Consider the following 20478-nt stretch of genomic DNA (forward strand, 5'->3'; position numbering starts at 1 on the left):
AAGCGGACGGTCGAACGATTATGCGCCTGCGGAACTATCGTGTCACAAGTAAGGGTTGGAAGGAAAATGGCCCTTTCTGGTCCAAAGCATACTCCAACATTCGACAAAACATCCCAACGATCATTGTGTCCGTTCTCTCGGGCCTCTTCCTAGCCTTATTGGCTAATCTGCTAGGAGTACCATTATGAAATTCACGCTTTCCTGGCTGAAAGAACACCTGGACACCACCGCCTCCGTCGACGAGATCGCGGAGACGCTGACCGACCTCGGGCTCGAGGTCGAGGAGGTGGTGAACCCCGCGGACAAGCTCAAAAGCTTTACGCTGGCCAAGGTTGTCCATGCTGAACAACACCCCGATGCTGACCGCTTGCGCGTCTGCAAGGTGATGACCAACGAGGGCGAAAAGCAGATCGTCTGCGGTGCGCCAAACGCGCGTGAGGGCATCACCGTCGTGCTGGCCAAGCCCGGCGACTATGTTCCCGGCATCGATACGACGCTGTCGATTGGCAACATCCGCGGTGTCGAGAGCCACGGCATGATGGCCTCCGAGCGGGAGCTGGAGCTGTCGGACGAGCACAACGGCATCATTGAGCTGCCCTCCGGCGAGGTGGGGCAGAAATTCACCGACTGGCTGGCGGAGAATGATCCCGCCAAGGTTGATCCGATGATCGAGATCGCCATCACGCCGAACCGTCAGGACGCGCTTGGCGTGCACGGCATTGCCCGTGACCTTGCGGCGCGGGGCCTTGGTACGTTGAAACCGCTCGCAAAGGCGACAATCACGGGGCAGGGCGCGTGCCCGATCACCGTCACGATCGACGAGGATGCGAAAACCGACGGCTGCGAGGTCTTTGCCGGGCGTCTTATCACGGGCGTCAAGAACGGCCCCTCGCCGCAGTGGTTGCAGGACCGCCTGCGCGCCATTGGCCTCCGCCCGATTTCGACATTGGTGGATGTGACCAACTTCTTCACCTTTGACCGCAACCGCCCGCTGCACGTCTTTGATGCGGACAAGGTGACTGGCGGTCTGCGCATCCATCGCGCGGCCGAGGGCGCGACCCTCACCGGACTGGACGAGAAGGAGTACACCTTCCCCGGCGGGCAGGTGGTGATTTCCGACGACAATGGCGTCGAATCCATCGGCGGCGTCATGGGCGGCCTGTCCACAGGCTGTACCGAGGCGACCACCAATGTCTTTCTCGAAGCTGCCGTCTGGGACCGCATCCAGATCGCCCACACCGGGCGCGCGCTGAAGATCAACTCTGACGCGCGTTACCGTAACGAGCGCGGCATCGACCCCGAGTACAACATGCAGGGCTTGGACGATGCGACACAGATGATCCTTGATCTCTGTGGTGGAGAGGCATCCGAGGTTGTCATCGCAGGAGAGGTGCCCGACACCTCGCGGGCCTACGAACTGAAACCTGCGCGCGTGATCTCGCTGGTCGGCATGGACATCCCGGAGGCGGAGCAACGTCGATCCTTGGAGGCGCTTGGTTTCCGCCTCGAGGGCAACATGGCGCATGTGCCGTCGTGGCGTCACGACGTGCTGGGCGAGGCTGATCTGGTCGAGGAAGTGGCGCGCATTGCCTCCCTGACCAAACTGCAGGGGCAGCCGCTGCCCAAACTGCCGGGCGTGCCCAAGGCGATTCTGTCGCCCTTGCAAAAGCGCGAGCAGCAAGCGCGCCGGACCGCCGCCGCGTTGGGCTACAACGAATGCGTCACCTACAGCTTCATTGACCAAAAGGCGGCAACGCTGTTCGGCGGGGGCGACGATGCGACCATGCTGGCGAATCCGATCAGCTCGGATATGTCGCATATGCGTCCGCAATTGCTTCCGGGCCTGCTACGCGCCGCCGCTCGAAACCAGGCGCGCGGGTTCACCGATCTGGCGCTGTTCGAGATCGGTCAGGCCTTCCACGGCGGTGAACCGGAAGAACAGTCCCTGATGATCGCGGGTGTTCTTGTGGGCCGCACCGGTCCCAAGGACGTGCATGGCGCGTCACGGTCTGTGGATATCTACGACGCCAAAGCGGATGCAGAGGCGGTGCTGGCGGCCATCGGTGCACCGGCCAAGATGCAGATCATGCGCGGCGGCGAAGACTGGTGGCACCCGGGCCGCCATGGTCGCTTCTGCCTCGGCCCGAAAAAGGTGCTGGGCACATTCGGTGAGCTGCACCCCAAAGTGCTGGCGGAAATGGACATCAAGGGGCCTGCCGTGGCGTTCGTCATCCACCCCGCTGACATTCCGCTGCCGAAAAAGAAGGGCGCGACACGGCCTGCACTGGTGCTGAACGACTTGCAGCCGGTGGAGCGTGACTTTGCCTTTGTCGTGGACGCCAATGTGGAGGCGCTGACGCTGGTCAACGCGGCACAGGGCGCAGACAAGGCGATGATTTCCGACGTACGCGTTTTTGACGAATTCATCGGTGGTTCGCTGGGGGAGGGGAAAAAGTCCCTTGCCATCACTGTGCGCCTGCAGCCGACGGACAAGACGCTGAAGGAAAAGGACATCGAGGCGGTCGCCGCCAAAATTGTCGAAAAGGTCTCCAAGGCCACCGGCGGTCAGTTGCGTGGCTGACACCGATCATACCAGCCCCCGCGTGCGTCCTTATGGCCGCGCGTGGTGGGCCTGGGTGCTTGGGATCAACCTCGCATGGCCGCTTTTGTTGTCGGCGCTGATCCAATTGGGTCCGCTGGCCGACAGCGCCTATCGCATGCCTGCAGAAATCACCTGCGTCTTGCTGATATTTACCGCCAACCAGATCGCAGCGCGGTTCATCCGTGGCGCTCTATGGATTTGGTTGCTGTCGGTGCTAAACGTGGGCGCCTACGCGCTGGCCGGCGGGATGGCGTTTATCTTGGCGCTGCCGCGAGTCGTCGAGCTGCTCTAAAAGGCGTTTCGGCAGAAGTTTCAGAGAGCCTCTGCGCGCCAGCATTTGTCTTCGCCAAAGCGCTAACGGCATAACATGTTTTTGATGCTCTCGTCGCGAAGCCGTCGGCCGGGCCTCTCTGCCAGTTTTTGACACGCGCTACACCTTGAATAAGGGAAGCCTGCGTGATAGCGCTCGGTTGCAATCTGTGTCTTAGTACCGCTACGGCGGGAATTTTCTGATGCGCAGTTAAACATGTTGAAAAAAAGCGCCGCGGGACGTAGCTGTATGCAGCCTGATCGGAGCGCTTTCTTAGGGGTTTTCTGGCAAGGCCAATGACATGCCGCCTTCGGGTCGGCGCAACGCAGTGACAGGCTTTATGACAGACACCACCATGACACCCCGTTCGGCGCGCGACTGGCTTAAGATCCTTGCCCAGTACCGTGACCCTTCCGTTGGTCGTAGTATTTTTGAACTGGTGGTCACTTTGGTCCCGTTCCTGGGGATCTGGGCGCTTGCCTGGGCCGCGCTGTCGATCAGCCCTTGGCTGTCCTTGGCGCTGGCCGCAGTGAACGGGATGTTTCTGATACGTTTGTTCATCATTCAGCACGACTGTGGGCATGGGGCCTACCTCCCGAACCGAAGCGTTCAGGACTGGCTTGGCCGTGCTCTGGGGGTGCTGACACTTACACCGTATGACGTTTGGAAGCGCACCCACGCCATCCACCATTCACATCACGGCAATCTCGATCAAAGAGGTATCGGCGACGTCACCACTCTGACAGTTGAAGAATACCGCGCACGTAGTCCGATGGGTCGTCTGATCTACCGCATTTATCGTAATCCGATCGTGCTGTTTGTGGTCGGCCCAGCCTATATGTTCCTGCTGCAACACCGGCTGCCAGTATGGTTGATGCGCTCTGGATGGCGCTATTGGGTCTCCGCAATGGGCACCAACGTCATGATCGCGCTGATCGTGGCCTCAATCTGGTACTTTGGGGGATGGCAGCCCGTTCTGTTGATATGGTTGCCCACGGGCATCGTGGCGGCGTCCATCGGCGTGTGGCTGTTTTATGTCCAGCATCAGTTCGAGGATACCCATTGGGTGAACGACGAGGACTGGCAACTACATCATGCGGCGCTGGAGGGATCCTCCCACTATGTGCTGCCGCAGCCGTTGCGGTGGCTGTCGGGGAATATCGGGATCCACCACGTGCATCATCTGTACTCGCGGATTCCGTTCTACCGCCTTCCAGAAGTCATTCGTCAACATGCAGAGCTGGCCGAGGCGCAGCGCATGACAATTCGTGAGAGCATCGCCACAGCGCGGCTTCACCTGTGGGACGAAGCGCAGCAAAAGCTGCTCTCCTTCCGCGAAGCACGGATGCAGTACGGCTTGGCCTGACGCGCTCGTCATCGCGGCCTATCCGCCCGATTTTACAGAACAGGAACGGCGTGTGTTCATCGGGGCCGCGCCGTTTTCTTCGAGCGCTGACAAAACCAGAAAAGCGAGCTTGGTGGTCAAGTGGTTTGGGACGGTGTATGCGTGTGCGAATCCGGGGAGCCGACGGTGCCCGTTCCGGTGACTTTCGCAGATCCTAATCAAACGCTGCTAGAAATCGACGCTGTTGCCGCTGGCGAAGACTCGAGGGGATAATAATGGTTAAGCAAGCCCACTAGATATCGCTTGAACAGCTGTCGCTTCGGAATCTCCGCCGCATTTGAAGCCGTGGAGTGCGGCTCCTTGCTCCGGTCTTCAAGTTTTCAACAGTCGCGCTTTCGCCCCTTCGCGACGGCTTGCGGATTGATGCCCTTTGCCTTGCTCAGATGCGCGTTACGCTTTCCCCTCCCGGAATCATGCTGCGCATGAGCGCGCCGGGAGGGAGTGAACTTGGCGCTAGCAGTATGATCTTGCTCCATAGTCATAGTGCGTGCTTCCGACCCTTTGAACGGATCTCATCACAAAACCATGGGTCATCCACCTATTCGTGGTGGGTGCACCATCACGCCAGCAGGCGGCGGGCGATGACCTGAGCCTGAATTTCAGCAGCGCCTTCAAAAATGTTCAGAATGCGAGCGTCGCACAGAATGCGAGACACACTGTATTCCAGCGCAAAGCCGTTGCCACCGTGGATTTGCAAAGCGTTGTCGGCAGCTGCCCACGCCACGCGCGCGCCCAGAAGTTTTGCCATGCCTGCTTCCAAGTCGCATCGGCGGCCTTCGTCCTTCTCGCGGGCCGAGTAGTAGGTAAGCTGGCGCGCTATCATGATCTCCACGGCCATCATCGCCAGCTTCCCTGACACGCGCGGAAAATCAATCAAAGACTTGCCAAATTGCTTGCGGTCCTGCGCATAGCTCATGCCCACGTCCATTGCTGCCTGGGCAACGCCAATGGCGCGGGCAGCGGTTTGAATGCGCGCGGATTCAAACGTTTCCATCAATTGCTTGAAGCCCTTGCCTTCCTCACCGCCCAACAGATTTTCGCCCTTGACCTTAAAGTTGTCGAAGCCAAGCTCGTATTCCTTCATGCCGCGGTAGCCCAGAACCTCAATCTCGCCACCGGTCATACCTTCTGTGGGGAAGGGGTTGGCATCGTCACCGGGGGTCTTTTCCGCAATGAACATCGACAGGCCCTTGTAGTTGTCGGTCGACGGATCTGTGCGAGCCAGTAGGGTCATGATGTGTGTACGCGCGGCGTGGGTGATCCATGTCTTGTTTCCGGTGACGCGGTAATCGCCGTTCTCGTCCTTGACTGCACGTGTCCGCAGGGACCCGAGGTCGGACCCGGTGTTCGGCTCGGTGAAAACTGCGGTCGGGAGGATCTCACCGGAGGCCAGCTTGGGCAGCCATTTGGCTTTCTGCTCATCTGTTCCGCCTGCGATGATCAACTCTGCCGCGATTTCAGAACGCGTTCCCAGCGACCCGACACCGATGTAGCCGCGCGACAATTCCTCCGAGACAACGCACATCGACGCTTTGGACAGGCCAAAGCCGCCGTGCTCTTCGGGTATGGTCAGGCCAAAGACGCCCATTTCGGCCAATTCCTCGATGATCTCCATCGGGATGAGCTCATCGTTGAGGTGCCATTCGTGAGCATGGGGCAGGACCTTGTCGACAGCATAGCGGCGGAACTGCTCCCGGATCATCTCGAGCTCTTCGTCGAGGCCTGTCTTGCCGACGGTGATCTCGGCAGAGCGTTCCTGCATCAGCACGACCAGACGGCTGCGCGCGGCGGGCGAGTTGGCGTTCAACGTCAGCGTCACGATGGCCTCATCAGCCAGCGGCTGTGCGTCTGCCGGGGTAAGGCCCAAATCCGCAAGACGGATGATCTCGCCCTGGTTCATCTGGATGCCGCCCATGATCTGCGCGAGGTATTCGCCAAACGCGATCTGATGCAAAAGCTGTTCGACCTCGCCAAAGGTGCCTTCGGCCTGCAGTCTTTCGGCCCAGCCCTGCATCTGGCGCAGAGATTCGACATAGGTGGCGAACCAAGCCAGACCATGGGAGGCAGTCTGATGGTCTTCGATCGCTTTGGAGGACACGCGACCATCGACGGTGACCAACGCACGCACGCGCTGTTTGGCGGCCTCAAACACGGTTTCCACCGGACCGACAGCCGCGCCAGTCGTCTTCAGAAGATCGGGCATAATTACAGTACCGAGGCTCAGGTCTTGTCCGTCATGCGCCATGACTCATCTCCTTTTTCAGGTTGGCTCCGGTCGTAAACACTTTGCAACTGCAGCGCAACAAAAATACCAAAGGATATCTCTTTGTGTTCATTTGTTGCGCATTGATTTTTTGCAAGCGCAGAAATTCGACACATGTTAGGCCTTCGCCATGGATATGTTAGTTGCTGATCTGGGTGTGCCACTGATTTTTGCCAGCCTCGCCATCGGTTTTCTGGCGGGGGTCGTCAAAGGGATGGTGGGCTTCGCCATGCCGATGATCCTTATTTCGGGGTTATCATCCTTTTTGCCACCAGAACTGGCACTAGCCGGGCTGATTTTGCCGACACTTGTCACCAATGTGATGCAGGCCCTGCGTCAAGGGGCTGCGGCGGCGTGGGGGTCGGTCAAGCGCTTCCGTCTGTTTTTGAGCGTGGTATTGGTGATGCTGATGGTCTCGGCTCAGTTGGTGGCCGTGCTCAGCGCCTCTGCCCTGCTTGTGTTGATCGGCGGCCCGGTCGTTCTGTTTGCCTGTTCTCAGCTTGCCGGCTGGCAGTTGCGCATCGCGCCGGGCAACCGGAAGAGGGCGGAGTTCGGGATTGGCGCCTTTGCCGGGTTCATCGGTGGTATGTCCGGCGTCTGGGGGCCGCCGACTGTGGCGTATCTCACCGCGCTGGGTACAGAGAAACGTGAGCAGATGCGGGTCCAGGGGGTCATTTACGGTCTGGGTGCGGTGGCGCTGACGCTGGCGCACACGGGCTCTGGCGTGTTGAATGGGCGCACCGTCTGGTTCAGCCTCGCGCTCTTGCCCCCTGCCGTGCTGGGGATGTTGATCGGCACGCGTATCCAGGACAGCATTGATCAAGTCGCTTTTCGTAGGGCGACGTTGTTTGTATTGCTGGTTGCCGGGCTGAACTTGTTGCGGCGCGGATTAATGTGATCTTGCGAGGCAATGGCGCGTCCGGTCAAATGCCAAACATTGCCCCTGAACGATGGGCCTCGCGCCAAATGCCGCTGGGGCCAGGGCGAGAGTGCGTTAATTTTCTGTGACTGTCAGTCTTTTTCCAAGACAGAAATCTCCGAATCGGGCTTTATTTTTATACGAACCCATTTTGGAGATTGATATGAAGATTTTTAGCATTTCGGGTGGTATCGCCATAGCAGTAACGCTGCTCGGCACGGCGGCGTCGGCTGGCCACACTACATTGGGCCGTCCAATGGACCTGACGTCCACCGGCTGCGTCGAGAATTTCAAGCAGGGCCGCACGACCTATTCCAACTGTTTCACAGCCTACGAGCCTTATGCCACAGCGCATTACAATTCGTTGGCCTGCGCCGATCCGTATAAAGGTCTGCGTTACACAACAGTGGCGACCCGCAAGGGTCCGAAAAGCGTCCTGCGCTGCACACCAAACTGATTGCGTCGCTTCCGAGAAAGTCCAACACCTCGGTTCATGAGAATCGAGGTGTTTTGTATTCCTGACCAAGATTCACATGGCTTGTGTCACCTGCGCGGCGCCGCTTTGCTGTAATACGGAAAACGGCATCATCGCGTTTGCGATGTGAGGGAATGGAGACATCAGGCCTCTTTGGAACCTTCGCACCGGCAGCAGCCGTACTTCGACCGCCGAAATCGATTTTATAAAAAAGCGCGTAAATGACGATTGCATCGGATTGAACGCTTCTGCCTTTACGTGCCGCTGACTGCCATAACCACCTTGGCCATCGACGGCGTGTTGCCAGCAATGCCTATGATCGGGGCTGAATTCGAAAATGCGCATCGTCTTTCCGGCGCGCAAAGCGTCATCGTTTTCGTCTTGGGAAGTCCACGGCGAACGGCTGATTGGCCCATTATTGACGCAGCGGGACGGCGTCCTGCCGTAATCTCGGGACGAGTTGTATTCGTCGTTGGTACGATTCTTGCTGCTCCGGCGGATAGCTTTGCCGCCAATGTATCGGGCCGTCTCCTTCAGGGCGCTGGCGTTTCTGGCCACGAGGTCGGCACGCGCGCGAAGAGCCGTGACCCGATACGGCCGTCGCGTGGGCTATCGAATGGGATAAAACGAGTGTCGACGGCAAACAGCACGGATTACCGGAACTCGGACAAGAAGTTCTGCGCATTCTCAGTAGGCGGCTGGCACCAAGTCCTCGTTGCGAAAAATCCCATACCTCTCGGCGGTCAAATCCGCCGATACTCGGTAAATATGCCTGAGACGTGTCCCCTCCGAGATACGCGGCCCAATGCCACAACATCCAGCGTGGTGCCTTGATATCCCTTTGAAAGGACGCTGTCTGGCCGTTCTGGGCGCCTATTGCATTTTTGGATACATGTCCTGCAACGTATTCAGAACCCGGGCGAGCATGGCGTCACAGGCGGCCAGCTGGTCTGTCGTGATGAATTCGTCTGCGGTGTGGCCCTGATCCATGTGCCCGGGCCCGCAGACCAGAGTGGGAACCCCGGCCAGGTCGAAGTGACCGGCTTCGGTGCCGTAGTCGACTTTCATCAACGGGGCTTCGTTCAGCCAGGCAGAAACCGCGGCGATGGCCGGGTGGGTCGGCGGAAGCGACAGGCCGGGATAGAGGTTCTCTTGCGTTATGGCGATGCGGGCGGATGGGCCTGCGGCGTCGACGATATGGTGGGCTGCATCGCGAATACGCTGCTCGATCCGGTCCAGCGGGTCGGTTGCCAAGTGCCTGACCTCGAATTCAAGCGTGCAAAGATCCGGAACGATATTCAGCGCCGTGCCGCCCCACATCTTGCCCACATGGATGGTGGAGCAGGGCGTGGCAAAGCCTTGATCCTGTGGGCCTGTCGCGGAAAGGTCGGCCTGCACGTCGCGCAGCGCCCGAACCAGATCAGCCCCGAGATGCAGGGCATTTGAGAAACGGGGAGCCATGGCCGAGTGACCGGCTTCTCCGTGGCAAGTGGCCCGGTAGGCCGCTTTGCCTTTGTGGCCGTGGGCGATCGCCATTCCGGTGGGCTCGCCCACGATGCACAGCCGCGGCAAGCCAATCGTTTCTTCCAAGTGCGGCATCATCTGTGCGATTCCCCGGCAACCTACCTCCTCGTCGTAGGAAATCGCCAGTTTCAGCGGCTCGGTCAGCGTCTGGCCAGCGGCCCTGTCGGCCAAGTGCAGCATGGCGGCCAGAAAGCCTTTCATGTCGGTCGTGCCACGGCCAAACAGCTGATTGCCCTCGCGCGTCAGGCGGAAGGGATCGCGCGTCCAGTCCTGGCCGGTGACAGGGACCACATCGCTGTGCGCAGAGAGCATCACACCGCCGGGGCCCGACGGCCCCAGAGCCGCAAAGAGCCCCGCTTTCTGGCCGGTGGAATCCATAACGCGATGCACCGTAAAGCCGCGCGCGTGCAGGAAATCTTCGACCCAGTCGATCAGCGGCAAGTTGCTGTCGGCACTAACGGTCGGGAAAGCGATTAGTTGTGCAAGAATGTCCTCGGTGGTCATGAAGCCTCGTAGGTGATTGTGCCGTCACAGATGGTCAGAACGGGGCGTACCTGAAGATTACCGTCGCAGTGAAGACTGCTCAGTTCGCCTTCCAGCAGGACCATATCCGCCAGCTTGCCCGGCGTCAGTGATCCCAGGCGGTCCTCGTCGAAGGCAGCATATGCGCCTTGCGTCGTATAGGCCTCAAAGCACTCATCCAGCGTCAGCCGCGGATCCGGCAAATCGTCGGACCAGGGCTGTCGGGTCAGGGCACAATTGATCGCATGAAGCGGGTCGAGGGGCGAGATCGGCCAGTCGGTGGCAAAGCAGATTGGCACACCCGCGTCATGAATGGCCCGCCAGTTGAACGCCCATGGCCAGTTCTCCCGCCCCATCAGCGTGACCGTCGGTTCGAGCGGAAGCCCCGCTTTGCCGGGCACATGCACAGGCTGCATCGAGGCGACGGCCCCGATCTCCTTCATGCGGGGAATGTCATCGGGATGGATGTTGTCGATATGCTCGATCCGGTGGCGGCTGTCGCGCGGACCGTTGGCGGCGCGTGCGGCGGCATAGCCGTCAATCACGTGCCGCACTGCACCGTTGCCCACCGCGTGAACCGAGATTTGCAGACCCGCCGCGTCGGCCTGCGTACAGAGGCGTTCGAACAACGCGGGCGGGACGATGGGCGCACCGCGATAGCCGGGGCGGTCGGGGTAATCTTCCAGCTTCAGCGCTGTCCAGTTGTCAAAGACGCCGTCCATGAACATCTTGACCCGCCCGCAAGACACCTTTTCGGTCGCGAAATCGCGGGTCATCTGCACAGCCTTGCCAATTGGATCGCCGTCCGCGTTGTTTGGAATGCGGTAGGGCACTTCGATCCGGCACGACAGTGTGCCGCGCTGCTCCATCTCGGCCAGAAGCTCCAGCTGGTAGCGGTTGCCGTCCATGTTGATCAGCTTGGTGATCCCGTGCCGGGCACAATACTCCATGCCGGCAGTGAGGAATGCGATATCCTCTTCGCGTTGGGCCTGCGTCACGCTGTCCGGTTCCAGGCCGGACATGCCCAGCATCTCTCGCGTACCGGCGGTTTTGATCGCCATGATGCAGTCCATGGCAGCGGCCTCGCGCAGCTCTCCGGTCGCGGTCCCCTCTGCGTCCATCACGACCTCTGAAGCAGGGCCAAGGTCGCGCCCCTGCATCAGGCCCGCGGCCTTCAGCGCCTTTGTGTTGGCCCAGCCCGTGTGAAAATCGCAAGCGATCATGTAAAAGGGCCGATCCGGGATTGCGGCGTCAAGATGACGCCGTGTGATCCGGGTGTCATCGCCAAACAGCGTGTAGTTCGCGCCAAAGGCGATCAGAAGTTCGGCCTCCGGATACCGGTTGGCAAAATCCCGAACCGCGATTTCGAATGCCTCTGCGCCGGAGATGTCCGCCAGGTTCAACCGCTCCAGTGAAACGCCGCCAGGCAAGATGTGCAGGTGGCTTTCGAAAAAGCCCGGCATCAGTGTGCCGCCTTTGCCGTCGATGACGTGCGTGTCGGGGCCTTCGTGGGCCATGATCTCGGTCTTGGACCCGACGGCGACAATCCGGTTGCCACGGATCGCCAGCGCCTCTGCCACCGGGTTTTGTGGGTCCATCGTGCGCAGTTGCGCATTCTGGATGATCACGTCGGCGGCGTCAGGCGGCATGAGCGCGCGCCTTTCGGTCGGCAATGATCGCCCGCGCTGCGCGTTCGGCGATCATCATGGACGGCGCGCTGGTGTTTCCGCCAATCAGCGTCGGCATGACAGAGGCGTCGGCTACCCGCAGGTTCGCCATTCCCGCCACCCGCAGCCCCTTTGGATCCACGACGGCCCGGTCATCGGTGCCCATCTTGCAGGTGCCAACGGGGTGATAGACGGTCAGCGCTTCGGCCCTCAGGTATGCGAGAACTTCGTCGTCTGTCCGCACTGAGTCGCCGGGGAGCATCTCTTGCCCGCGAATGTCGGCGAAGGACGACGCTGCCAGAATCTGGCGGGCGATCCTGATCCCGTCGACGAGAACGTTGGCGTCGTGGTCATCACTCAGGAACTTCGGGTCCATTTCGAAATCGGTACCCGGGCCTATGGGCCGGATTTCACCCAGACTGCGGGGGCGCAGGACACAGGTGTGGACGGCGTAGCCGTGGCCATATTCGACGACCCGCCCCCGATGACTGCGGTAACCCGGCACGAAATGGAACTGGATATCCGGGCGCCCTTGCGCGTATCGCGTCTTGGCAAAGCCGCCGGCCTCGACATAGTTCGTCGTCAGCATCCCGCGGCGCCACCCGAAATACCGCAGCGGTGCGGCCAGAATGCGGTGCAGGTTTGGCACGGACAGGCCCAGCGTGCTGTTGCTGCGCGACCGTGTGGTGATCATGCCGTCGACGTGGTCCTGAAGGTTCTGTCCGACGCCGGGCAAATCGTGTTTCACCTGACGCCCCGACGCCTTGAGCGCCGTACCGGGGCCGATGCCGCTGGCCAGCAAAAGCGCCGGGGAGCCGATGGACCCGCCGCTGAGCACGACCTCCCCCCGGCAGTGCAGCGTCTGGTCCTGCCCGCCGCGCCGGATCACGAGGCCGGTGACCCGATGGCCATCAATTGCCAGCTTCCGGCTTTCGGCGCCGGTCAGGATTGTCAGGTTCTCGCGGTCGGTCACCGGGGCCAGAAACGCCCGGTATGCATTGAACCGGCCGCCGCGATCCTGCGTGACGTCATAGATGCCCACGCCGTATTGGTCGGTGCCGTTGAAATCGGTGTTTTCCGGGAGGCCGGCCTCTCTCGCGGCGGCGACGAACTTGTGCGAGACGGGGTTGGGATCCCGGGGACGGTCCACCAACAGCTCTCCATGCGTGCCGTGAAATGCCGGATCCTGGCCGTTTACGTTGCGCTCCAGATCCTTGAACACCGGCAGCACGTCATCCCAACCCCAGCCGGTGCAACCCAGCCGCGCCCAATCATCGTAGTCGCGGGCATGTCCGCGGATATAGATCATGGAATTGATCAAGCTTGACCCGCCAAGCCCCTTGCCACGGTTCATGGGAATGCGACGGTCGTTCAGGCAAGGTTGCGGCACGCTGGTGTAGCCATAGTCAAATTTGGAATCGCCGTAGAGCGACAGGATCCCCGCCGGCACACGCACGCGGATGTCACTGTCGCTGCCACCCCCGGCCTCGACGACGCAGACCCTGATGGCCGGGTCCGCGCTCAAGCGGTTGGCCAGCACGCATCCAGACGATCCCGCGCCCACAATGATGTAGTCATAGCTGTGATCTTCGGACATGGGGCACCTTCGCGATAGAAAGAAGAGGCGGGAGGGCCAGGTCACGGCCCTCCCGCGTGGCTTTATTGCAGCAGCTGCGTCCAGACCTTTGTCACAAGATCCTGCGCCGCCGGGGAGCAGGTGCGCGAAAATTCGACTGGCACGTCGGGGAACAGCTCCGGCGCGTTCTCAGGCGTGTATTTCGCGTCCTCCATCACCAGCTGCACCGGCGAGGAGTGGGCGTAATAATTGTACTGAATCGTGGCGTTCTCGGGCTCCGAGATGAAGTTCATGAAGGCCTTGGCATTGTCCACATTGGCCGCGCCCGCGGGGACCACCATGGAATCGATCCAGCCCACAAGACCCTCTTTCGGCATAGCGAATTCCACTGGCGCGCCGTCCATTCGGGTCCGCATGGAGTTGCCGTCCCACCAGAAATGCGCCGCAACCTCGCCGGACCCAAGGCGGTTTTCGATGTTGTCACTGGCATAGACCGCGACGTCCGGCTTTTGTGCGGCCAGCAGATCGTAGACTTTCTTCATCTCGGTCGCGTCTTCCGAACAAAACTCCACGCCCAGATAAAGTTGCGCGGCACCGATCACCTCGTCGGGGTAGTTCAGGCTTGCGATTTTGCCCGCCAACTTGTCGTCGGGTTCAAAGAAGGCGGACCAGCTGTCCACGGCCCCATCGTATTGGTCCCGGTTTACACTGAAGCCGGCGGTCCCATAGGCCAGCGGGATCGAATAGGCGCTGTCGGGGTCCCACCACTGGCCGCGCCACTGGTCCGCGACCTGCGCGAACGCGGGCATCTCGCTTGCGGAAATGTCTTCCAGCAGGCCCTGGTCTGCCATGATCTTCAAGAAGTGCTGTGAGGGCGTGACAAGATCGTAGCCCGAGGTGCCTGCCTGCAACTTGGTCAGCAGATCCTCGTTGGAGTTGAAGCCATCGACGCTGACATTCACGTCGTATTCGTCGGCGAAGGCCGTGATAAGCTCCGGCGCGATGCTGTCAGACCACGCGTAGATGTTGAGATCACCTTCGGCATGAGCGGCGCTGGCAAGCAACGCACCGGCGGCGACGGTTGTTTTGAACATGGTTTTCATCGGTCTCTCCTGTTGGTTCTGTCCGGTTGTCCGGACTTTGGTTGTTTAGTGCGTGTTGGTTGTCGCGCCGCGCGCCTGAATGAACAGGGCCAGGGCTGCAACGATCAGCGAAACAAGGATGATCAGGGTGGAGATTGCATTCAGTTCGGGCGTCGTGCCCTGGCGGATCAGGCCAAAGATGTAGACGGGTAGCGTGGTCGAACCGCCGGAGTTCAGCATGTTCGACGTAATGAAGTCGTCCATCGAAATGACAAAGGCCAGCATTGCTCCCGCAAAGACACCGGGCGCGATCAGCGGCAGGGTCACGCGCCGAAATGTTGTCCACCGATTTGCATAAAGATCAGCCGAGGCGTCCTCGAAGTCGGAGTCCATGCCCTGGAGCCGGGCGCGGATGGGCAGGAAGGCGAAAGGCGTGCAAAAAGTCGTGTGACCGATCACCAGCTTTAGAAATCCGTTCGCAAGCCCGACCTGGGAAAACAGGATCAGCACTGCAACGGACAGTACGATCTCAGGCAGCAGCAACGGCAGGTTCACGATGGTCTCGGAGACGCGGCGGTATTTCACGTTGCGCCCCCGCACCAGCACGAGTGCCGCCATCAGCGCGATGCCTGTCGCACAAATCGTGGCGATCGCAGCGACCGACAACGACGTCTGAACCGCGTTCATCAGGTTTCGGTTCGACAAGGCCTCTGCATACCATTTGAGCGAAAAGCCAGACCAGACCGAAACAAGGCGGTTCTCGTTGAAGGAGTAGAAGATCACGACCGCGATGGGCAGGTAGAGCCATGCAAAGAACACGACGGTAAAGGGGCCAAGCCCGCGATACTGCCTTACATTGTGTTTGAACGCCATCAGATTGACTCCGCCTTGAGCTGGGCTTGGCGCATCGCGCGCAGGCCGTTGACGATCAGCACGCCCATCACCAGGCACATCAGGGTGATCGCGATCGCCGCCCCGAAAGGCCAATTGCGGGCTCCACCGAACTGCATCTGGATAAGGTTGCCCATCATCATGATCTTGCCACCGCCCAGCAGGATCGGCTCCAGCACCGTTCCGAGACAGGGGACGAAGACGAGGATCGCACCGGCGCCAAGGCCCGGCCAGCACAGTGGCAGGATCACCCGGCGCAGCGTGGTCATGCGGCTGCCGTAAAGGTCGTGGCTGGCCTCGATCAGAGCCCGGTCGAGCTTTTCAATCGAGGCGTAGACAGGCAGGATCATCAGCGGAATGTAGCTGTAGACCATGCCCACCAGCATCGCGCCGTTGTTGAACAACAGCGTGTCCATGTCCTCTACCAGGCCGGTGGCACGCAATGCGCTTTCGATTACGCCGTCGTTTCCAAGGATGATCAGCCAGGCGTAGACCCGGACGATCATCGACACCCAGAAAGGCAGCGTGACCATGAACAACAGCAACGTGCGCATCTGAGCGCTCTGCAGCGTGATCCAATAGGCGACGGGAAAGGCAAGCACCATGCAGATCAGCGTGGCAAGCCCCGCAAGGACCGCCGTGCGGGCGATGATAAAGAGGTACTGCGGATTGAACTCCATCTCGCCGGACCAGCCTTCGTTGAACAGGATCTGGCGATAGGCGTCGGTGGAAAACTCGAACTCGAATCCGCCGTAGGCGCCGCGTGTCGACACGCTGACGGCGATGATGATCAGGATCGGCACGATCAGCGTGCACATCATCAACAGATGCGCGGGCAACAGCCCCCAAAAGCGGAAATCTTTCATGTGCCAAGGATCCTTGCCGCTTCCGCCTGCAGGCCCAGCCGGACTTTGCTGCCTTCGACCAGCGTGGTCGGACGCCCGGCCGCGTTTCGGCGCGAGACCCGCAAATCAGCCTCGCCGACGCGCACAACATAATGAGTGAAGCCGCCCAGATAATTCACGCCGGTGACGGTGCCGGTGACGATCTCTCCGCCGGCCTGATCATCGAGCCCGATCTTTTCGGGCCGCAGGGACAGGGTCGCCTCTTTCTGGCCGCGTTCAAGGTTGCGGTGTCCGGCCGTCATCTCGATCCCCATGGGCGTGCGCACGCGGGCGGTGGTATCGTCCAGGGACAGGATCTCGACGTCGAAGAAGTTCGTCTCACCGATGAAATTGGCGACGAAGCGGTTGGCGGGATCTTCATAGATGTCGCGCGGCGTGCCGATCTGCTGGATGCGCCCATCCCCCAGCACACAGATGCGGTCGGACATGTCCAGCGCCTCCTCCTGGTCGTGTGTCACGAAAACGAAGGTCAGCCCGGTCTTGCGTTGCAACTGGCGCAGTTCCTCGCGCATCGCCTGGCGTAGTTTCAGGTCCAGCGCAGAGAGTGGTTCGTCCAGCAGCAGAACTTCCGGTTCCGGCGCCAGAGCGCGGGCCAGGGCGATCCGCTGGCGCTGGCCGCCCGACAGCTGCGCAGGTTTGCGGAGCGCGAAAGCGGTCATGTGCACCAGCTCAAGCATCTCGGCGGTGCGGTCCTGACGGCGCTTTTTCTCCCAGCCGAGGTTTTCCAACCCGTAGGCAATGTTCTGCTCCAGCGTCATATGCGGGAACAGGGCGTAGTTCTGGAACACGGTGTTCACGCGGCGGCGGTGCGGCGGCAGCGACTGGATGCTCTGACCGTGCAGCAGGATTTGGCCTGTTGTCGGTTCCTCAAAGCCGGCGATCATGCGTAAGAGCGTCGTTTTCCCGCAGCCCGACGGACCCAGCAGAGTGAAGAACTCGTTGTCACGGATGTCAAAGGACACCGTTTCCAGCGCCTGATGACGCCCGAAGGTCTTCGAGACCTGCCGGATCTCCACTGCTTTATTGCGCGTTTCCAAATCTGTGCCTTTCCTTGTCAGGCCGGTCCGGCCCGGATCCCTGTCGTCAGTCCACGGCCAGTTCTGTAATTTCGCGTCGGAACGGCAGGGCATCGCCGATGTCCGGCTGGTCCAGCTCACGGGCGTAGCGATGACCCGCATATGTGGCCCAGGCGATAGGGCCGGGCGCTTCGGCGTCGCCAAAGAGCGTCACACTGCGGATGCCTGCGTCGGCCCAGTCGGCTTCCCGTGCCTTCAGGTCGCGGTAAAGCGCGTCGTCCCCCTGTCGCGCGGCCACCATGACGAGGGCGTCGCAGGCAAAGTCGCGGGTCATGTCGGTAAAGACGCAGTTGGATTGCACGTGATCCGCGCGAATCCGTGTCACACCACGGTTCAGCACGATCTCGACCCCCATTTCGGCCAGCCGCCTGTGGATCGTCGCCTGTTCCAGCGTGTTGTTGGTCCAGTCCGAGACGAAGGCCGACGGGGTGATCAGCGTGACCTTGCAGCCTTCTTTCACCAGCAGTTCTGCCAGGACGCCACCCATGTAGTAATGGTCATCGTCGAAGATCACCACATGGCCCGTCGGGCGCTGCCCGCCCATGATGTCATCCGGCGTGAACAGGGGCATCGCGGCGTCGATCGGCATCGGCACCACGTGCTGCCGCGCCACGCCATCGCGCCGCCAGTGGCTGCCGGTGGCCACAGCGATGTTCTCAAAACCGAATTCGAGGATTTCATCGGCTGTCAGGCGGCTGTCGAAATAGGTTTCGACGTTCGTCTTCTGGCTCAACTGGTACTGACGGTAATCCGCCACACGCCCCCAGGCCGACAACCCCGGAAGATGGCGTTCCCGCGCGACGCGGCCGCCCAGTTCGGTGCCGGCCTCGGCCAGGGCCACGTCATAGCCCCGCTCGGCCAGAGCCCGTGCGGCCTCAAGGCCCGCTGGGCCGGCCCCGACGACCAGCACGTTGGAACTCGCCCCCTTTGCGTTCATCTTTTCCGGGTGCCAGCCCTTGCGCCATTCCTCCATGAAGGTCGGGTTTTGGGTGCAGCGGCTGATCGACATTGTCATGTCGCCGGTGATGCAGATGTTGCAGCCGATGCACTCTCGAATGTCCTCGATCCGGCCCTCTTCGATCTTTTTGGGCAGGAAAGGATCGGCAATCGAGGGACGCGCACAGCCGATGAAATCCAGCGTGCCGGACTTCACCATCTTGGCCATGACATCAGGCGAGGTGAAACGCCCGACGCCGACGACGGGCTTGTCGGATAGTTCCTTGATGCCGCGCACCAGGGTCTCTTGCGCTGCTTCTTCCTTGAAACGAGACGGGCCGGAGCAATCTTCCCACGTGCCCTGCGCGAGGTCCCAAAGGTCAGGCAAGTCGCGGTTCATCTCGATGAAATCGCGGACCTCGGCGTTGGAAAACCCCAGCTCGCCGATGGTCTCGTCAAGGCTGACGCGCAAGGTCAGGGCCATTTCCTCGCCGACGGCCTCTCGCATGTCCTCAATCACCTCGCGGGCAAAGCGGGAACGGTTTTCGAGGCTGCCGCCGTATTCATCATCGCGCTGGTTTGTGGCGCGCGACAGGAAGTGCTGAAAGATGCCAAAACCATGCGCGCCGTAAAGACAGATCAGGTCGAACCCGGCCATCTGAGACCGCTTGGCCGCATTCACGAACCAGCGGCGGAGGTCGCGAATATCCTGCTTGTCCATCGCGCGCGCCTGAACCGGATCGTTCGTGAAGGTGCGGATCGGCAGGGCGGAGGGCGCAAGAGGCACCTCTTTGGTATAAAGGTTCGGGCCATTGATCCCCGAGTAGGCCAGTTGGATCCCGGCCAGCGCGCCGTGTTCCTTCATCCGGTCGGCCATTTTGGCCAGCATCGGAATGTCCTTGTCTTCCCACAGCCTCAGTTCGATGAACGGCGTGATTTCCGACGTGTGATGCATTTCGCATTGTTCGGTAAAGATAACCCCCCAGCCGCCTTCGGACTTGATGCCGCGCATCGCAGCCGCCGCCGAGGGGTCGCGATAGCCGCCACCATTGCAGTGCGGCACCTGGTAGAACCGGTTCTTCGCAGTGACGGGGCCGATCTGCATCGGCGTGAAAAGTATATCGTAGCGGGGATCACGCAATTGGAACACTTCCCTGTCTGGTGCTCGCCAAAAAGCTGGCGGGAATGCAGGCAGGGTTGAGGAAACTTCGATTAAGTTAAATAACGCTTTCAGTAATCTTGAGTAAGGATTGCCCTAACTCAAGGCCAGTTCGCACACCGCCTCATTGGCGATCTAAGTGCCTAATTTTAAGTCGGTGTCGGCACCTTTAACCCCGGTGTCATGACGGGCGTCAGGTTCTCCTTGCAGTGATCGATCAATGCGCGAACCGTCAGGCTGCTTTTCGATCCTCCAGCCAGCAACAGCCCGAGTTGGAGCGGGCGCAGCTCGCCCGATAGCGGCACGAATCGCAACAGCTTCCCATCGGCTGCGCGTTCCGAAGTGTGGCGAATATTGGCTATGGAATACCCGAAGCCGTTCGCCACCAGAGAGCGCATCACCTCCATGTCGCGCGTGCGTTCGACGATATTCGGACGCACCCCAGCCTGCGCGAAAAACGACAGGAAGTAAGGAGCGGAATGCGGCAGGTCGAGCAGCACCATCGGGTGGTCGGCCAGCTCCTCGACCGCAAGGGTTTTGCGCTGGGCAAAGTCATGGGTGTCGGGCAGCAACGCATAGGGCGGCAGGTTGAAAAGTGGCACGAACTCCATGTCCGGCGGAACATCCAGATCGTAGGTCAGCGCAATATCCAGCTCGGCGTTCCGCAGGCCATCGAAGATCGACCCCTGATCGCGTTCGAACTGGTGAAATTCCACATCCGGAAACCGCGAGATAAAGCTGCGCCGCAGGTGCGGCAGCACGATCTGTGCAAAGGTCAGCAGACATCCGACGTTCAGTGGTCCGTGCACCCGGCCGGTAATGTCCTGTGCCAGCGTGTTCAGCTTTTCGGCCTCTGCCAGCACTGACCTCGCCCGTTCCATGAACTGCCGCCCGGCTTGGCTAAGGGTCAGGCCATGTGCATGTTTGCGGGCAAAAAGCTTCAGGCCGAACTCCTGTTCCATCTGCGCGATGGCCGTGGAGATTGACGGAGAAGAGACGTTCACCTTGCCGGCCGCTTGGGCGATCGACCCCTCTTCGCCAACCGCGACGAAGTATTCGAGCTGTCGGAGTGTAAATCGTAAGGGCATGCCAAAGCCTTTCCAGAAGATCGGATAGGCTTTGGCTAAGGCCTTGGTGATATCCGGTCAAGGCTCAGCGCCTGCCGG

Annotated in this window: 16 protein-coding genes; 5 read left to right on the plus strand and 11 right to left on the minus strand. The window is 60.6% G+C overall.

Annotated elements, in window-relative coordinates; all coding sequences use genetic code 11:
* Positions 1-184: 184 nt before the first annotated feature.
* From pheT to GGQ68_RS03250, 3 genes are all read left to right on the plus strand, one after another.
* The gene (gene pheT, locus GGQ68_RS03240; protein ID WP_183962948.1) at positions 185-2581 is read left to right on the plus strand and encodes a phenylalanine--tRNA ligase subunit beta; all 2397 of its coding nucleotides are present in this window, start codon (positions 185-187) and stop codon (positions 2579-2581) included.
* A complete protein-coding gene (locus GGQ68_RS03245; protein ID WP_183962949.1) occupies positions 2574-2894 on the plus strand; it encodes a hypothetical protein in 321 nt (106 codons plus the stop codon). The genes pheT and GGQ68_RS03245 overlap by 8 nt, the downstream gene beginning before the upstream one ends.
* 373 nt (positions 2895-3267) lie before the next feature.
* Entirely contained in the window at positions 3268-4278 is a 1011-nt protein-coding gene (locus GGQ68_RS03250) for a fatty acid desaturase (protein WP_246429225.1), read from the plus strand.
* 598 nt (positions 4279-4876) lie between these two features.
* Here GGQ68_RS03250 and GGQ68_RS03255 read toward each other — a convergent pair.
* Entirely contained in the window at positions 4877-6562 is a 1686-nt protein-coding gene (locus tag GGQ68_RS03255) for an acyl-CoA dehydrogenase family protein (RefSeq protein ID WP_183962951.1), read from the minus strand.
* A gap of 148 nt (positions 6563-6710) precedes the next feature.
* On the opposite strand from GGQ68_RS03255, the gene GGQ68_RS03260 reads away from it, so the two are divergent.
* Together GGQ68_RS03260 and GGQ68_RS03265 are read left to right on the plus strand one after the other, a co-directional pair.
* Entirely contained in the window at positions 6711-7478 is a 768-nt protein-coding gene (locus GGQ68_RS03260) for a sulfite exporter TauE/SafE family protein (protein WP_183962952.1), read from the plus strand.
* A gap of 184 nt (positions 7479-7662) precedes the next feature.
* Positions 7663-7956, plus strand: coding sequence for a hypothetical protein (locus GGQ68_RS03265; protein WP_183962953.1), 294 nt, complete (start codon positions 7663-7665; stop codon positions 7954-7956).
* Positions 7957-8028: 72 nt separating this feature from the next.
* On the opposite strand, the gene GGQ68_RS03270 is transcribed toward GGQ68_RS03265, so the two are convergent.
* The 10 genes from GGQ68_RS03270 to GGQ68_RS03315 form a co-directional block, all read right to left on the minus strand.
* Positions 8029-8532 carry a hypothetical protein gene (locus tag GGQ68_RS03270; RefSeq protein ID WP_183962954.1) on the minus strand — a complete coding sequence of 168 codons (504 nt, stop codon included), beginning with the start codon at positions 8530-8532 and terminating at the stop codon, positions 8029-8031.
* A gap of 315 nt (positions 8533-8847) precedes the next feature.
* Positions 8848-10002: an acetylornithine deacetylase gene (gene argE / locus GGQ68_RS03275; protein WP_183962955.1), complete on the minus strand. Its 1155-nt coding sequence runs from the start codon at positions 10000-10002 to the stop codon at positions 8848-8850.
* Positions 9999-11669, minus strand: coding sequence for an amidohydrolase (locus GGQ68_RS03280; protein WP_183962956.1), 1671 nt, complete (start codon positions 11667-11669; stop codon positions 9999-10001). The genes argE and GGQ68_RS03280 overlap by 4 nt, the downstream gene beginning before the upstream one ends.
* Positions 11659-13284: a GMC family oxidoreductase gene (locus GGQ68_RS03285; protein ID WP_183962957.1), complete on the minus strand. Its 1626-nt coding sequence runs from the start codon at positions 13282-13284 to the stop codon at positions 11659-11661. Before GGQ68_RS03285 ends, GGQ68_RS03280 begins: the two co-directional genes overlap by 11 nt.
* Positions 13285-13346: 62 nt before the next feature.
* The gene (locus tag GGQ68_RS03290; RefSeq protein ID WP_183962958.1) at positions 13347-14366 is read right to left on the minus strand and encodes an extracellular solute-binding protein; all 1020 of its coding nucleotides are present in this window, start codon (positions 14364-14366) and stop codon (positions 13347-13349) included.
* 45 nt (positions 14367-14411) lie between these two features.
* Positions 14412-15218, minus strand: coding sequence for an ABC transporter permease (locus GGQ68_RS03295; RefSeq protein WP_183962959.1), 807 nt, complete (start codon positions 15216-15218; stop codon positions 14412-14414).
* Positions 15218-16102 carry an ABC transporter permease gene (locus GGQ68_RS03300; RefSeq protein ID WP_183962960.1) on the minus strand — a complete coding sequence of 295 codons (885 nt, stop codon included), beginning with the start codon at positions 16100-16102 and terminating at the stop codon, positions 15218-15220. Before GGQ68_RS03300 ends, GGQ68_RS03295 begins: the two co-directional genes overlap by 1 nt.
* Positions 16099-17178 carry an ABC transporter ATP-binding protein gene (locus GGQ68_RS03305; protein ID WP_425502943.1) on the minus strand — a complete coding sequence of 360 codons (1080 nt, stop codon included), beginning with the start codon at positions 17176-17178 and terminating at the stop codon, positions 16099-16101. Before GGQ68_RS03305 ends, GGQ68_RS03300 begins: the two co-directional genes overlap by 4 nt.
* Positions 17179-17224: 46 nt before the next feature.
* Positions 17225-19294, minus strand: coding sequence for an oxidoreductase (locus tag GGQ68_RS03310; RefSeq protein ID WP_183962962.1), 2070 nt, complete (start codon positions 19292-19294; stop codon positions 17225-17227).
* A 167-nt stretch (positions 19295-19461) separates the two neighbouring features.
* Positions 19462-20400 (minus strand): LysR family transcriptional regulator, encoded by a 939-nt coding sequence (locus GGQ68_RS03315; protein WP_183962963.1) that lies wholly within the window; start codon positions 20398-20400, stop codon positions 19462-19464.
* Positions 20401-20478 lie beyond the last annotated feature (78 nt).

This window comes from Sagittula marina, assembly GCF_014196795.1.
Classification (GTDB): domain Bacteria; phylum Pseudomonadota; class Alphaproteobacteria; order Rhodobacterales; family Rhodobacteraceae; genus Sagittula; species Sagittula marina.

Excerpts from the sequence above, each read along its gene's own strand:
- GGQ68_RS03250 (WP_246429225.1), top strand. The coding sequence starts at position 3,268 with ATGACACCCCGTTCGGCGCGCGACTGGCTTAAGATCCTTGCCCAGTAC.
- GGQ68_RS03265 (WP_183962953.1), top strand. The coding sequence starts at position 7,663 with ATGAAGATTTTTAGCATTTCGGGTGGTATCGCCATAGCAGTAACGCTG.
- GGQ68_RS03315 (WP_183962963.1), bottom strand. The coding sequence starts at position 20,400 with ATGCCCTTACGATTTACACTCCGACAGCTCGAATACTTCGTCGCGGTT.
- GGQ68_RS03290 (WP_183962958.1), bottom strand. The coding sequence starts at position 14,366 with ATGAAAACCATGTTCAAAACAACCGTCGCCGCCGGTGCGTTGCTTGCC.
- GGQ68_RS03285 (WP_183962957.1), bottom strand. The coding sequence starts at position 13,284 with ATGTCCGAAGATCACAGCTATGACTACATCATTGTGGGCGCGGGATCG.
- GGQ68_RS03280 (WP_183962956.1), bottom strand. The coding sequence starts at position 11,669 with ATGCCGCCTGACGCCGCCGACGTGATCATCCAGAATGCGCAACTGCGC.
- GGQ68_RS03260 (WP_183962952.1), top strand. The coding sequence starts at position 6,711 with ATGGATATGTTAGTTGCTGATCTGGGTGTGCCACTGATTTTTGCCAGC.
- argE (WP_183962955.1), bottom strand. The coding sequence starts at position 10,002 with ATGACCACCGAGGACATTCTTGCACAACTAATCGCTTTCCCGACCGTT.
- GGQ68_RS03295 (WP_183962959.1), bottom strand. The coding sequence starts at position 15,218 with ATGGCGTTCAAACACAATGTAAGGCAGTATCGCGGGCTTGGCCCCTTT.
- pheT (WP_183962948.1), top strand. The coding sequence starts at position 185 with ATGAAATTCACGCTTTCCTGGCTGAAAGAACACCTGGACACCACCGCC.
- GGQ68_RS03255 (WP_183962951.1), bottom strand. The coding sequence starts at position 6,562 with ATGGCGCATGACGGACAAGACCTGAGCCTCGGTACTGTAATTATGCCC.
- GGQ68_RS03300 (WP_183962960.1), bottom strand. The coding sequence starts at position 16,102 with ATGAAAGATTTCCGCTTTTGGGGGCTGTTGCCCGCGCATCTGTTGATG.